11 protein-coding genes are annotated in these 12151 nt (G+C 64.1%); 10 read left to right on the top strand and 1 reads right to left on the bottom strand.

Annotation, left to right across the window (positions count from 1 at the left end; genetic code table 11):
* Positions 1 to 47: 47 nt before the first annotated feature.
* The 5 genes from AB3147_RS03940 (at position 48) to AB3147_RS03915 (ending at position 3969) form a co-directional block, all read left to right on the top strand.
* The gene (locus tag AB3147_RS03940; protein WP_152383413.1) at positions 48 to 359 is read left to right on the top strand and encodes a hypothetical protein; all 312 of its coding nucleotides are present in this window, start codon (positions 48 to 50) and stop codon (positions 357 to 359) included.
* Positions 247 to 702 (top strand): CrpP-related protein, encoded by a 456-nt coding sequence (locus AB3147_RS03935; protein WP_306649739.1) that lies wholly within the window; start codon positions 247 to 249, stop codon positions 700 to 702. Before AB3147_RS03940 ends, AB3147_RS03935 begins: the two co-directional genes overlap by 113 nt.
* 196 nt (positions 703 to 898) lie before the next feature.
* Positions 899 to 1096 carry a DUF3606 domain-containing protein gene (locus tag AB3147_RS03930; protein ID WP_152383412.1) on the top strand — a complete coding sequence of 66 codons (198 nt, stop codon included), beginning with the start codon at positions 899 to 901 and terminating at the stop codon, positions 1094 to 1096.
* Between the two features lie 21 nt (positions 1097 to 1117).
* Complete coding sequence (locus tag AB3147_RS03925; RefSeq protein WP_152383411.1) at positions 1118 to 1534, top strand: DNA polymerase ligase N-terminal domain-containing protein; 417 nt, start codon at positions 1118 to 1120, stop codon at positions 1532 to 1534.
* A gap of 992 nt (positions 1535 to 2526) precedes the next feature.
* A complete protein-coding gene (locus AB3147_RS03915; protein WP_152383410.1) occupies positions 2527 to 3969 on the top strand; it encodes a hypothetical protein in 1443 nt (480 codons plus the stop codon).
* A gap of 187 nt (positions 3970 to 4156) precedes the next feature.
* Here the strand turns inward: AB3147_RS03915 and AB3147_RS03910 are convergent, their stop codons facing one another.
* Positions 4157 to 5191: a Bug family tripartite tricarboxylate transporter substrate binding protein gene (locus AB3147_RS03910; protein ID WP_227741353.1), complete on the bottom strand. Its 1035-nt coding sequence runs from the start codon at positions 5189 to 5191 to the stop codon at positions 4157 to 4159.
* Between the two features lie 67 nt (positions 5192 to 5258).
* On the opposite strand from AB3147_RS03910, the gene AB3147_RS03905 reads away from it, so the two are divergent.
* From AB3147_RS03905 to AB3147_RS03885, 5 genes are all read left to right on the top strand, one after another.
* A complete protein-coding gene (locus AB3147_RS03905) occupies positions 5259 to 6203 on the top strand; it encodes a LysR family transcriptional regulator (RefSeq protein ID WP_054481934.1) in 945 nt (314 codons plus the stop codon).
* A 130-nt stretch (positions 6204 to 6333) separates the two neighbouring features.
* Complete coding sequence (locus tag AB3147_RS03900; RefSeq protein WP_338617918.1) at positions 6334 to 8409, top strand: hydantoinase/oxoprolinase family protein; 2076 nt, start codon at positions 6334 to 6336, stop codon at positions 8407 to 8409.
* Between the two features lie 11 nt (positions 8410 to 8420).
* Positions 8421 to 10157, top strand: coding sequence for a hydantoinase B/oxoprolinase family protein (locus tag AB3147_RS03895; RefSeq protein WP_054481932.1), 1737 nt, complete (start codon positions 8421 to 8423; stop codon positions 10155 to 10157).
* Entirely contained in the window at positions 10154 to 11857 is a 1704-nt protein-coding gene (locus tag AB3147_RS03890; protein ID WP_054481931.1) for a thiamine pyrophosphate-dependent enzyme, read from the top strand. Before AB3147_RS03895 ends, AB3147_RS03890 begins: the two co-directional genes overlap by 4 nt.
* Positions 11854 to 12150: a (2Fe-2S)-binding protein gene (locus AB3147_RS03885; protein ID WP_082401429.1), complete on the top strand. Its 297-nt coding sequence runs from the start codon at positions 11854 to 11856 to the stop codon at positions 12148 to 12150. The genes AB3147_RS03890 and AB3147_RS03885 overlap by 4 nt, the downstream gene beginning before the upstream one ends.
* The last annotated feature ends 1 nt before the right edge of the window (position 12151 follow it).

Here is a 12151-nt window from a genome sequence, read left to right as displayed (position 1 = left end):
GATTCTAGGCTTGTTTATACTGTATGTCCATACAGTGGTTCAGCATCATGCCGTTCAAGCCTCCGCTTCGCATCGCCCAGCTGCGCGCCATCCAAGATCGCCATCGCGGTCCGGACGGAAAGATCAGTGATGCCGATCTTCTGGCCCTCCTGCAGGAGGTCAAGCGGTACCGCTCGTTCATATTGCGCACCAAGCAATTGTCCGGTGGATTCAAACGGCCGTCCGGGGTGCTGGGGCCGGTGTACGATGAGTGGTTTGAGATCCTCTCCGCCGAGCCCTGTGTGGCGGAGCAAGAACAGATGGTCCGCGAGCTCCTGGAAGACCCGAAGAAGCTTCGCAAGGGTATGGGGCCGCGCTAAGACTATCCCGCCCAGTACAGCGGCACCATTGATTCGAACGCCGTTTCATTGGCATACTGGACCCCCACCACTTTTGGAGAGCGAGGCCATGCTCATCGAGATCCAGAAGGAAGGCGCGGAGGCGGCCCGCAAGGGTCTGAGTCTCTTAAGTTGCCCGTATCTGAAGGCGGACGCTATGCCAGGTCACACCGGGGAATCTCCCCGCGAATGGATCGAGCGAGTGAATGCCTGGGAGGAAGGCTGGAAGAGAGAGGTGGCACAGCGAGGTGCCAAACGATCCACCAGTCCGTTTGCAGTCTCCGTCGCCGAGAGGCGACCGGGCTTCCGCCTACCGGCCGCTTAACCGGCCCACAAACCAGCGCCCCGAATGGGGCGCTTTCGTTTTGGCAGAGATCCGCGGCGCGTTTAGCGGCTAAACACCAGCCACGCGGTCGCGCAGATCATCCCCAGGGTGTTTAGCAGCTAAACGATGCCGACGTGCCGCACCGTAGGCACGCTGGTTGCTGCGAGCATGGGTCCAACACGAGAAGGAGGATTTCATGTCGGACGATCTGAAAAATCGCGGTGCGCAAGACCGGTCGCGTATCAACGTGAACGAGGCCCACGAGCTTCATTACTGGACCAACGAGTTGGACGTGAGTGACGAACAGTTGCGAAAGGCTGTGCAGGCCGTCGGCGTCTCAGCAACAGCGGTGCGAGAGCATCTGAAGGGCCAGACCGGCGCCAAGCGCTCCTAGCTATCGTGGTGGGGCAGGACCGTGGACAACGGCCGAAAATTCATCGTCTATCGGTCCCTGAACCAACAGGAACGGTTCGATCTCCTGTTGGAGTTCGATGATGCGATGAGGCGCTGGACGGTAATCAACGGGATGCCGGATGACCCGAAGGCGAGACGCATCGCGGTGGAGCAGCCGGCAGTTCCCTCGGTCGGACGGAAGCGTAGAGGACGTACTGCGGTATCCCCGCTCAGCGGGGAGCCGGTATCTGTGTGGGACGCCGGAGAGTGGAACTTGGCGGGCGATGCAGGCGGATACGAGGCCGGCCATCTGAGATTCCGCCTCCATGGCGCGCTCCTGCAGGGCCGCTGGGCCCTCGTGCGTATGTCTGGCAGCGGCGCCGTGGAACGGCCTCCTTGGCTACTCATCTTCACATCGGTTCGTGACCGGCGGAACTGAACCATGGCAACCCGACCTCGAAAGGGCAATGCCCATGCGACCGGCCGCTCCGGAGCGGCGTCCGCTGCATCAAAACTTCCAGGCCTCGAGGCAGATCTGCCGCCTTCCCTAAAGCCTCAGTTGGCTACCTTGGTCGACGGCGTTCCCAGGCACGGAGATGATTGGCTTTACGAGGTCAAGTTTGATGGTTGGGCGTATCAGTGCCATTGTCTTGGGATGAGCTGGGCGACGTCACTGGTGGCGCGCAATGGACGATTTCGAACGTCCAGGGTCGGCTTGACGTGGCCAACTCACCGTGGGACGACTACACGCCGCAAACGATCAGCTAGGCCATGAACGCGATCGGCTACAGCCCGGAGCGGACGAAGAGTTAGCCCGCCTTCAGAACGCCCATGCTGCAGCATCAGCACTGCTGTTTTGAGGCTCTGCATCTAATGATTGGCAGATGGGGGCCGGTGGGTATGTGGGTGAAACTCGGGAAGCCGGTGGGCACACCCTGTGGTCAAGCGCGTGGTCAGGCGGAGCCTGTCCACCGTTTGTCCATCAGCGGTTGTCCATGGGCCGAGCGCAGCGAGCCGAGTGGTCGCGCAGCGATCATCCACATATCCACGGGTTCGATGAATGTCTTTGGTCTTGATGGTTTAGCGGCTAAACACGTGGCACAACGGTCCAAGTGTGTTCCCCGCGCTTACCAATTTGACTCTTGATTGTCTCCGTCGGGGCGGTCTGCCCCAGGGCTTCCACTGACTGGCTGGACTGCGCGCGGTGCACCTGTCTGCTTTCGGCCGAGGTTGTGTGAAAACTCACCGTGCTGAGGGTCATGTCGGAAGTTGGCCTCTCAGATCAACTCAGGATCGACGATCGGAGTTGAGGGAAGGGTTTGAACACCCTCGAAAACAAGTCCATCACGAGTTTTCACACAGCCTCGGCCATAAGCGGACGCTCGGCGGGCATGCCAAAATATCGTTATCTGCATATGTTAACGGTGTCATATGGCTGCAAGAAAAATCCTCACTGTCGGTCTGGAGCTCGCGTCATCCGAGCCAACCTATGCTACGTTTCGGTCAAAGGCATCGCTACTGGACTGGGACATATTTCTCTTCAGACCAGAAATCTCGGAGTTTCTTCACAACTACCACGAAACGTACCAAGGCAAGCCGTGCTTCAATGACAGCTCGTCGTTCGAGGCGAAAGAGTGTTGTGAACACTGGCGTCGCGAAATTAAACAGGCTATGGAGACGGGAAAGACCGTAATTGTCTTTCTGCCTTCTTTGTACGAAGCCTACGTAGATACGGGTAGGCGCTCCTACTCAGGTACCGGTCGAAATCAGAAGACAACCCGTCACGTTGAACTCCTCACTAACTACGACACGCTCCCGATGGGCTTGGAGCCGTTAGCAGCAACTGGGAGTTCGATGAAGCTCACGTCGAAGGGGGCTGAATTATTGGCCCCATACTGGACCGAGTTCGGCGAAAGATCTGGCTACAGGGTTGTCCTGAACGCATCCGATGTTCCAGCATGCGTTCAGACTCGTGCAGGAGACAAAACCGTGGGCGTACTCTATCGGAGCAAGTCTTCCGCCGGGACGCTATTGTTGCTCCCCGACATGGATTTCAGTCCGCCGAACTTCACGAAAAAAAAAGGCAACAGTGAGGTCTGGACGTCTGCCGCTACTCAGTTTGCAGGCGCATTCCTTTCTGCCGTGGTTGCCCTCGACAAAGCCCTCCGATCCTCTTCGGAGGTAACACCGGAGCCGCCGTGGGCCGCTACCTCACAGTACACGCTCGCACCGGAGACAGCGCTACGCGTTCAACTCCTTGAAGCAGAGCGCCAAGTCGAGGCAGCGCAAAGAAAAAAGGAACAGGTCGCCGAGGCGATTTCTGGTGCCGTTATGCCGCGCGGTCTTCTATATGAAAAGGGCAAACCGCTGGAGGCCGCGATCATCTACGCCCTAACCATTCTCGGCTTCAATGCGTGCCAATTCAAACAGTCCGATTCTGAATTCGATGTGGTTTTTGAGTCCGCCGAAGGTCGTCTTATTGGCGAGGCAGAGGGAAAGGACAGCAAAGCGATAAACATCGACAAGCTCCGTCAGCTCTCAATGAATATTCATGAAGACCTACAGCGGGAGGAGGTTTCAGAACCTGCAAAGCCGGTCCTATTCGGAAATGGATTCCGACTTCAAGAACCCAGTTCCCGATCTGACCCGTTCACGGAGAAATGCCACTCAGCCGCCTCAACGTCATCGACGGCGCTTGTTTCAACCGCTGACCTCTTTCTGCCCGTTCAGTACTTGCTTGCGCACGAGGACGCCGAATATGCGGCTGCATGTCGTGCCGCTCTTTTGTCGACTGTTGGCAGAGTCGTTTTCCCTAGTCCCCCCGTCGTGGCCCAGAGAAATAACGACACAGAGCAAGAGGAAAGTGGCGTCTAACAGGTTGATCGACACGGACGTCCAATCGACCGGCTTTGCCGACCAACTGTCGGCGGTCATCTACAGCGTTTCTGAACGTCCGCTTTCCACCGCGAGCTACTTCCGCTTTAGGTCGCAACCGGGCCTCCACTAGAGGCTGACCATGGCCATGAACGGCTCCTCGCACCGTGCAGTCCTATGGACCAAATCACATCTGCTTTAAATCAACCTCTTTGGCGACCTTGCCAAAGGCCTCAAGGTCCGTCTTGACGCGGGCCGTGGTGTCGGCGGGCGTCGATACGCGCGGGATCATGGCCAGCTCCAGGAGGCGTTGCTTCATCTCGGGTTTGGCGAATTCGCGAGCGATAGCTTGCTGAATCTTGTCCACAATGGCGTCCGGCGTGCCCTTGGGCGCCGCTAAACCAAACCACGCGACGGCCGAAAAGCCGGGCATGCCGGCCTCTGGAGCCGTCGGCACATCGGGCAACGCCGCCACGCGTTCGGGGTTGGTGACGAACAGCGGCCGCACCTTGCCCGCCTTGATGAAGGGTGTCTGCACGCCGGTATTGTCCAGCACGGCGTCAATATGGCCACCCAGCAGATCGTTCATCGCCGGGCTGCTTCCCTTGTACGGCACGATGTTGATCTCAATACCGGCGGAGCGTGCAAACATAAGCTGCGTCAAGTGTTGCTGGGTCCCGAGACCGGCATTGCCGAAAGTGATCTTATTGGGATTGCGGCGCCCGTAATCGATGAATTCCTTCAGCGTCTTGGCGGGAAACTCGTTATTCGTCACCACGACGAAAGGCAGGTCCACCAGCACCGTGATCTGCTTGAAGTCCTCCAAGGGCTTGTAGCGCAGCTTGTAGACGTACGGGTTGACCGCCATCGTGCCGCTCGCGGTCAGGGCCAACGTGTAGCCGTCGGGCTCCGCGCGGGCGACGTGCTCGGTTCCCAGGACGCCGCCGGCGCCCGGCTTGGCCTCGACGATGACGGGCTGCCCCAATTCGCTCTGCACCGCCTGGGCCGCGAAGCGCGCCAGCATGTCGGCCGATCCGCCCGTGGCATAAGGCAGGACGATCGTGATCGGCTTGCTGGGATAGTTGTCCGCGGCTGCGGCAGATGAGGCTGCGAAGGCGGCCACACAAGCGGCGGCCAGAAACTTCAGGTTCTTTATCATGAATTGATTACCCAAGTTGCGGAGGAACTGCGCAGTAACCCGGGCAAGGTTAAGCGGTCGCATGTTATATGACCAATCAACAATTAAAATAAAACATCATCAACGTTTTTGATAACGACTTAGGGTAAGCGTGCTTGACGCCATCGACTTGAACCTGCTTCGCATATTCGACGCCGTGATGACCGAGCGTAACGTCACGCGCGCGTCGCACACCCTGCACATGACGCAGCCGGCGGTCAGCAACGCCATCAACCGGCTACGGCTGACGCTGAAGGATCCACTGTTCATCAAGGTCCAGGGTGGGGTCCTGCCCACCCAGCGCGCCGAATTGCTCTGGCCGCCCATCCGCGACGCGCTTGCCCGTATCGCCGAGACCCTGGAGCGCAATGAGTTCGACCCCGCCCGATCGGAAGCCGTCTTCCGTCTGGCCATGTCCGACTACGTGGCCGACCAGGTCATCCGGCCGCTGTTTGTCGAACAACAGGAGGTGGCGCCGAATATCCGCATCCACCTGCACCCCTATTCGCTGGACAACACCACCTCGCTGCTGGAAAAGGGGGAAGTCGATATGGCAGCGGGCGTGTATTCGAACTTCGGTTCGTCGCTGCGCACCCTGCCGCTTGAAACCCTGACCTACGTCTGCGCGATGCGCAAAGGCCATCCGCTGCTGTCCCTGCCGCGCTTCACGCTGGACGATTTCCTGTGCGCGCGCCATCTGGTGGTGAGCCTGCTGGGCACGGCGGCCCTGATCGATCACGAGCTGGCCGCCCACGGCTACAAGCGCAACGCCGTGCTGACGATCAACCAGTTCGCGCTGGCCCCGCGCCTGCTGGCCGAGACCGACCTTATCTGCGTGGTGCCGGCCAACGCCGTGCGCAACAGCCCGCACAGCCACCAGCTAGAGGCCATCGAGCCGCCCTTCCCGCTGATCCCCCGCACGGTCAATCTGATCTGGCACGAGCGCTCGGACAACCTGCCGTCGCATCGCTGGCTCCGCGAGGAGATCCTCAAGGTGTGCAAGGCGCAGGGCATGATGTTCGACCCCGCGCAGGGGGCTGAATCGCACGCCTATTGAGCCTGTCGTTATTCACACAAATGATGAAGATCAATGCAAATCTTTGATTAGATCGAATGATCCGCGGTCGATAAGATTCTGGTCACCCTAGCTTCGGCGCATGTCCGCGCCGGCTTCCTGGAGACCCGCGTTGACCCACTCCGCATCCCCCACCGGCGAGCGCCGTTTCCGCGTCGGATTCGACGTGGGCGGCACCTTCACTGATTTCACCCTACTGGCCGAACACAGCGGCGCGTTATCCTACTTCAAGGTGCCTTCGACGCCGCACGACCCGTCCGAGGCCATCCAGAGCGGTCTCGCCCATCTGATGCGCGAGCACGGGATCGCCGGCGACGAACTGGTCCACGTGGGCCACGGCACAACGGTGGCCACCAATATGGTGATCGAGCGCCGCGGTTCGCGCTGCGCCCTGGTCACCACGCGCGGCTTTCGCGACGTGCTGGAGATCGGCCGCCAAACCCGCCCGCATCTGTACGACTACAACGTCATCAAGCCGGCGCCGCTGGCGCCGCGCGAATGGCGCTTCGAGATCGGCGAACGCATGGCGGCGGACGGCTCCGTGCTGCAGGCGCTGAACGAGGACGAAGTCGTCGCGGTCGCGCGCCAACTGGCCGACGCGCGGGTCGAAGCGGTGGCCATCTGCTTTATGCACAGCTATCGCAACGACGCCCACGAGCGCCGCACGCGCGAAATCCTGGCCGAATATCTTCCCGATGCCTACCTCAGCGTTTCCAGCGAAATACTGCCAGAGTTCCGCGAGTATGAGCGCATGTCGACCACGGCCCTGAACGCCTACGTGGGCCCGCGCATGGCGTCATACATGCGCAACCTGGTCGACTCGGTGCAGGCCATGGGGGTGCGCGTGCCTCCCACGACCGTGCATTCCAACGGGGGCCTGATGTCGGTGGAGTCGGTGCTGACCGCGCCGGTGCGAACCTGCGTGTCCGGGCCCGCTGCCGGCGTCATCGGCGCGGCCGAGCTCGGGCAGGCCGCCGGCTTTCACAACCTGATCACCTTCGACGTCGGCGGCACCAGCACGGACGTGTCGCTGGTGGCCGAGCTGCAGCCGCTGTTCACTTCCAGCCGCCTGGTGGCGGATTATCCCGTCAAGACCCTTATGGTCGACGTACACGTCATTGGCGCGGGCGGCGGCAGCATCGCGCGCATCGACGACGCCGGCGCGTTGAAGGTGGGCCCGCAAAGCGCCGGCGCGGTGCCCGGCCCGATCGCCTACAACCGGGGCGGCACGACCGTCACCCTGACGGACGCGCACGTCGTGCTGGGCCGCCTGAATCCCGTGGCGCTGCTTGAAGGCCGCATGGCTGTGCATGCGGAGCGCGCACGCGCCGCGCTTCAGGAACAAGTGGCCGACCCGTTGGGCATCAGCATCGAAGAAGCGGCCTACGGCATCCTGCGAATCGCCAACTCGAACATGGCCCGGGCCGTGCGCGCGGTTTCGACCGAACGCGGCCATGACATCCGCAAGTTCGCGCTGTGCGCCTTCGGCGGCGCGGGCGGCCTGCACGCGGCCGAGCTGGCGCGCGACTGCGGCATCGGCACGCTACTGATTCCGCAGGAGCCCGGCACCATGTGCGCGCGCGGCATCCTGCTGTCGGACATATCCATGGACTTCGTCCAGACGCTGATGGCCAATGCGAACGAACAGGGCTGGCTGGCGGTGCAGCAGGCGCTGGACGCGCTGGGCGGCAAAGCCCGCGCGTGGCTGACGGGCGAAGGCGTGGACGATTCCGCCCAGCGCCTATCGGCGGTCATCGACGCGCGCTACCAGGGCCAGAATTTCGAGATCCCCGTGCCGCTGGACGGCATGCGCCTGATGCCGCTCACCGACTTCGTGGCGGCTTTCAGCGCGGCCCATATCCGCGAGTACGGCTACGACGCGACCGGCCGCGCGGTCGAGATCGTCAACTGCCGCGCGCGGGCAGTGGGTCTGGTGCCGCGCGCGCCGATCGCGCGCGTGCCTGGCGGCGCCAGCCTCGCGGGCGCGATCAAGGAGCGCCGGGCCGTGTACTTCGAAGGCGCCGGATGGACCGACACGCCCATCTATCGCCGCGCCCTGCTTCCGGCAGGCGTCCCCATCGACGGCCCCGCCGTCATCGAGGAGATGAGTTCAACCACCGTGATCCTGCCGGACCAGCAAGCGCGCGTGGACGACTACGGCAACCTCGTCGTCAACCTCAACCCCTAAGGCAACCCGACATGACCACTGCACCGACTGCCGCCGCCGACACCGACGCGTTCGATCCCATCGAAATGGAGGTCTTCAGCAACCGCCTGCTGTCCATCACCGAAGAAATGGGCAACACGCTGATCCGCTCCTCGTTTTCCAGCAACATCAAGGAGCGCAAGGACTGCTCCGTGGCGCTGTTCGACGCCGCCGGCCGGCTGGTGGCGCAGGCTGCCCACGTGCCGGTGCACCTGGGCTCGCTGTCGGGCGGCATCGACGCCGTGCTGCGCCGCTACGGCGCGGCCGGCATCCGTCCCGGCGACGCTTTTCTGTGCAACGACGCCTACCTGGCCGGGGGCACCCACGCGCCGGACATTACCGTCGTATCGCCCATCTTCTTCGACGGCGTGTTGCGCTTTTTCGCCGCCAATATTGGCCACCACACCGACGTAGGCGGCGCCGTGCCGGGCTCGACCTCGCACCACCTCAAGACGGTATGGGAGGAAGGCATCCGCCTGCCCGCGATGCGCATCGTGCGGCAGGGCGAGCTGGACCTGGACTTGCTGGAGATGATCGCGCACAACACGCGCGAGCCGGACAACCGCATGCACGACATCCGCGCCCAGATCGCGACCAACGACAAGGGCGCGCGCCTGATGCTGGAGCTGGTCGGCCAATCGGGGCTGGACACCGTGCTATCCGCCATCGACGGCATCCTGCGCTACACCGAACGGCGGCTGCGCAACCGCATCGCCCAGCTTCCGACAGGCAGCGTTTCGTTCACCGAACGCATGGACGATGACGGCATGGGCGGCGACCCGGTGGTGATCCAGGCCAACGTGCAGGCGCGCGACGGCCAACTGCACGTGGACTTCACGGGCACCGGCAAGCAGGCGCGCGGCGCCTTCAACTTGCCGGCCAGCGCGCTGAACGCCAGCGTGTATTTCGCGGTCAAGGCCATGCTCGATCCCGAGCTGATGCCGAATAACGGGCTTTTCCAACCCATCACCATCAGTGCGCCCGAGGGCACGATCACCAATCCGGTGTTTCCCGCCGCCGTGGGCGCGCGCGTGACCACCGCGCAGCGCGTGGCGGGCACCGTGATTGGCGCCCTGGGCCAACTGCTGCCGCCCGGCCGCGGCATGGCTTCGTCCAACGACGTGATGCCCTCCATGCTGTTCTCCGGCCCGATGCGCGACGGCAAAGGCACCTTCGTTTATCTTGAAACGCTGGGCGGCGGCGCGGGCGGGCGCGCCCGGGGCGACGGCATGGACGGTATCCAGGTCAACGTCACCAATACGTCCAACCTGCCCGCCGAGGCGCTGGAAATCGAATACCCCCTACTGGTCGACGAGTACGCCCTGGTGAACGATACGGGCGGCGCGGGCAAATACCGGGGCGGCATGGGCATTGCGCGCCAGATCCGCTCGCTGCACGATCAACTGGCCTGCACCATCCGCTGCGACGCGGCGCTGTTCGGCGCAGCCGGCCTCGATGGCGGCCTGACGGGCGGCACCTCGCGCCTCATCCAGAACCCGGGCCGCGCCGACGAGCAGCGGCTGCCCAACAAGATTTCGGGCCACCCTCTGCCGGCGGGCTTCACGGTCCGCCTGGAGACGCCCGGCGGAGGCGGCTACGGGATTCCCGCGGAGCGCGACCTTGCCGATATCCGCCGCGACGTCGTTGGCGGCAAGGTGAGCCGCGCCGCCGCGGAGCGCGACTATGGACCCGAGCGTGTGGCGCGCGCCCTTGAACAGGAAGGCGCATGACCCGTCCCGAATCAGCCGAGCCCCGCAGCGGCGGCGAGGCCCTCATCGCACAGTTGCAGGCCTTTGGCGTGCGGCGCGTCTTCATGGTGCCCGGCGAGAGCTTCCTGCCCTGCATCGACGCCCTGTACGCGCGGCGCGATGCAATCGAATCTATCGTCTGCCGCCAGGAAGGCGGTGCGGCCTATATGGCCGAGGCACACGGCAAGCTGACCGGCCAGCCCGGCATCTGCTTTGTATCGCGCGGCCCCGGCGCCACCAACGCGGCCATCGGCGTGCACACCGCCCGCGAAGACTCCACGCCCATGATCCTCTTCATCGGCCAGGTCGGCGGCGACACCGCCGACCGCCAGTGCTTCCAGGAAGTGGACTACCGCGCCATGTACGCGCCGCTGGCGAAATGGGTGGCGCAGATCGAGCGCGCCGACCGCATCCCGGAATATCTGGCGCGCGCCTGGACCACCGCCACCAGCGGACGTCCCGGCCCCGTGGTGCTGGCGCTGCCCGAGGACATGCTGGCCCGCCTGACCCGAGCGCCGCTGGCCGCGCCGCCCGCGACACCGCAGGCCTGCCCCACGCCCAACGATATGCAGCGCCTGCAGCGGATGATCGAGTCCGCCGCCCGGCCGTTGCTGCTGCTGGGAGGTTCGCGCTGGTCCGATGCGGCGCGCGGGGCGGTACGCGACTTTGCCCTGCGCTTTGACCTGCCGGTCGCCACCGCCTGGAGACGGCTGGAGCTGTTCGACAACAACCATCCGAACTTCGTCGGGCAGGTCAGCGCCAGCATGCCCGCGCACCAGAAGCGCGTCGTCACGGACAGCGACCTCGTCATCGCGCTGGGCACGCGCCTGTGCGAACCGACCACCATCAATTACGAATGGCTCGCCTCGCCCACGCCGCGGCAGACCTTGGTGCACATCCACGCCGACGCCAACGAGATCGGGCGGCTTTGCACGCCGGCGCTCGGCATCGTTGCCAGCGTGGCTGGCTTTGCCCAGGCCGCGGCGGCTCTCGCGCCCACGCCGGGCTGGCGGCCAGCGCGCAGCGGCGCGCACGCCGCGGGTTCGGCGCCCGTGCTGCTGCCGACCCCCGGCCCGCTCGACCTGAATGCGGCCGCCGGCCATGTCGCGGCTTCCCTGCCCGCGCGCGCCTGCGTCACCGTGGGCGCGGGCAACTACGCGCTCTATGCGCACCGGCACATCGCCTTCAAGGGCCTTGCCAGCCAGCTTGCGCCGGCCGTGGGCGCCATGGGCTACGGCCTGCCGGCGGCCATCGCGGCCAAGCTGCATGACCGCGACGCCCCGGTCATCTGCTTTGCCGGCGACGGATGCTTCCAGATGACCATGCAGGAAGTCGCCACCGCCGTGCAGCATCGGCTGGGCATCGTCATCCTGGTGTTCAACAACGGGCTTTACGGCACCATCCGGCTGCATCAGGAGCGGGCCTATCCTGGCCGCGCATTGGCCACGACCCTGGTCAATCCCGACTTCGCCCAGCTCGCGCAAAGCTATGGCGCCTTCGGCCACCGCGTCACAACCACCGAGGAATTTGCGCCGGCCTATGACGCCGCGCTGGCCCACGCCCGTGAGCACCAACTGCCCGCGATTCTGGATCTGGTGTACGACGCCGACATCATCCTGCCCGACCGCACGCTGTCGCAGATGCACGCTGACAGGGCATGCGCCCCGGAGCCGCGCGCATGACACCGCTGCTGCGCCGTGCCGCGCCGCAGGCCGGTTCCGCCCTGCACCTGACCTGGAACGGCCAGCCGATAGCCGCCCAGCACGGCGACACCGTGCTGACGGCGCTGCTGCTGGCCGGCGACCGGCTGCGAACCACACTGGGCACGGGCGCGCCGCGCGCGGGTTTCTGCCTGATGGGCGCTTGCCAGGACTGCTGGGTACAGCGCATCGACGGCCAGCGCCTGCGCGCCTGCTCCACCTTGGCCGAAGATGGCATGGAACTGCTCGACGCCCTGCCCGGAGCGTGCCCATGAA

The sequence above is a fragment of the Achromobacter animicus genome (assembly GCF_040775605.1).
Taxonomy (GTDB): domain Bacteria; phylum Pseudomonadota; class Gammaproteobacteria; order Burkholderiales; family Burkholderiaceae_B; genus Achromobacter; species Achromobacter animicus.
This window is presented reverse-complemented; position numbering and strand designations above follow the sequence as displayed.

Coding starts and splice junctions, on each gene's coding strand:
- AB3147_RS03930 (WP_152383412.1), top strand. CDS start 899: ATGTCGGACGATCTGAAAAATCGCGGTGCGCAAGACCGGTCGCGTATC.
- AB3147_RS03885 (WP_082401429.1), top strand. CDS start 11,854: ATGACACCGCTGCTGCGCCGTGCCGCGCCGCAGGCCGGTTCCGCCCTG.
- AB3147_RS03910 (WP_227741353.1), bottom strand. CDS start 5,191: ATGCGACCGCTTAACCTTGCCCGGGTTACTGCGCAGTTCCTCCGCAAC.
- AB3147_RS03890 (WP_054481931.1), top strand. CDS start 10,154: ATGACCCGTCCCGAATCAGCCGAGCCCCGCAGCGGCGGCGAGGCCCTC.
- AB3147_RS03935 (WP_306649739.1), top strand. CDS start 247: ATGAGTGGTTTGAGATCCTCTCCGCCGAGCCCTGTGTGGCGGAGCAAG.
- AB3147_RS03915 (WP_152383410.1), top strand. CDS start 2,527: ATGGCTGCAAGAAAAATCCTCACTGTCGGTCTGGAGCTCGCGTCATCC.
- AB3147_RS03940 (WP_152383413.1), top strand. CDS start 48: ATGCCGTTCAAGCCTCCGCTTCGCATCGCCCAGCTGCGCGCCATCCAA.
- AB3147_RS03895 (WP_054481932.1), top strand. CDS start 8,421: ATGACCACTGCACCGACTGCCGCCGCCGACACCGACGCGTTCGATCCC.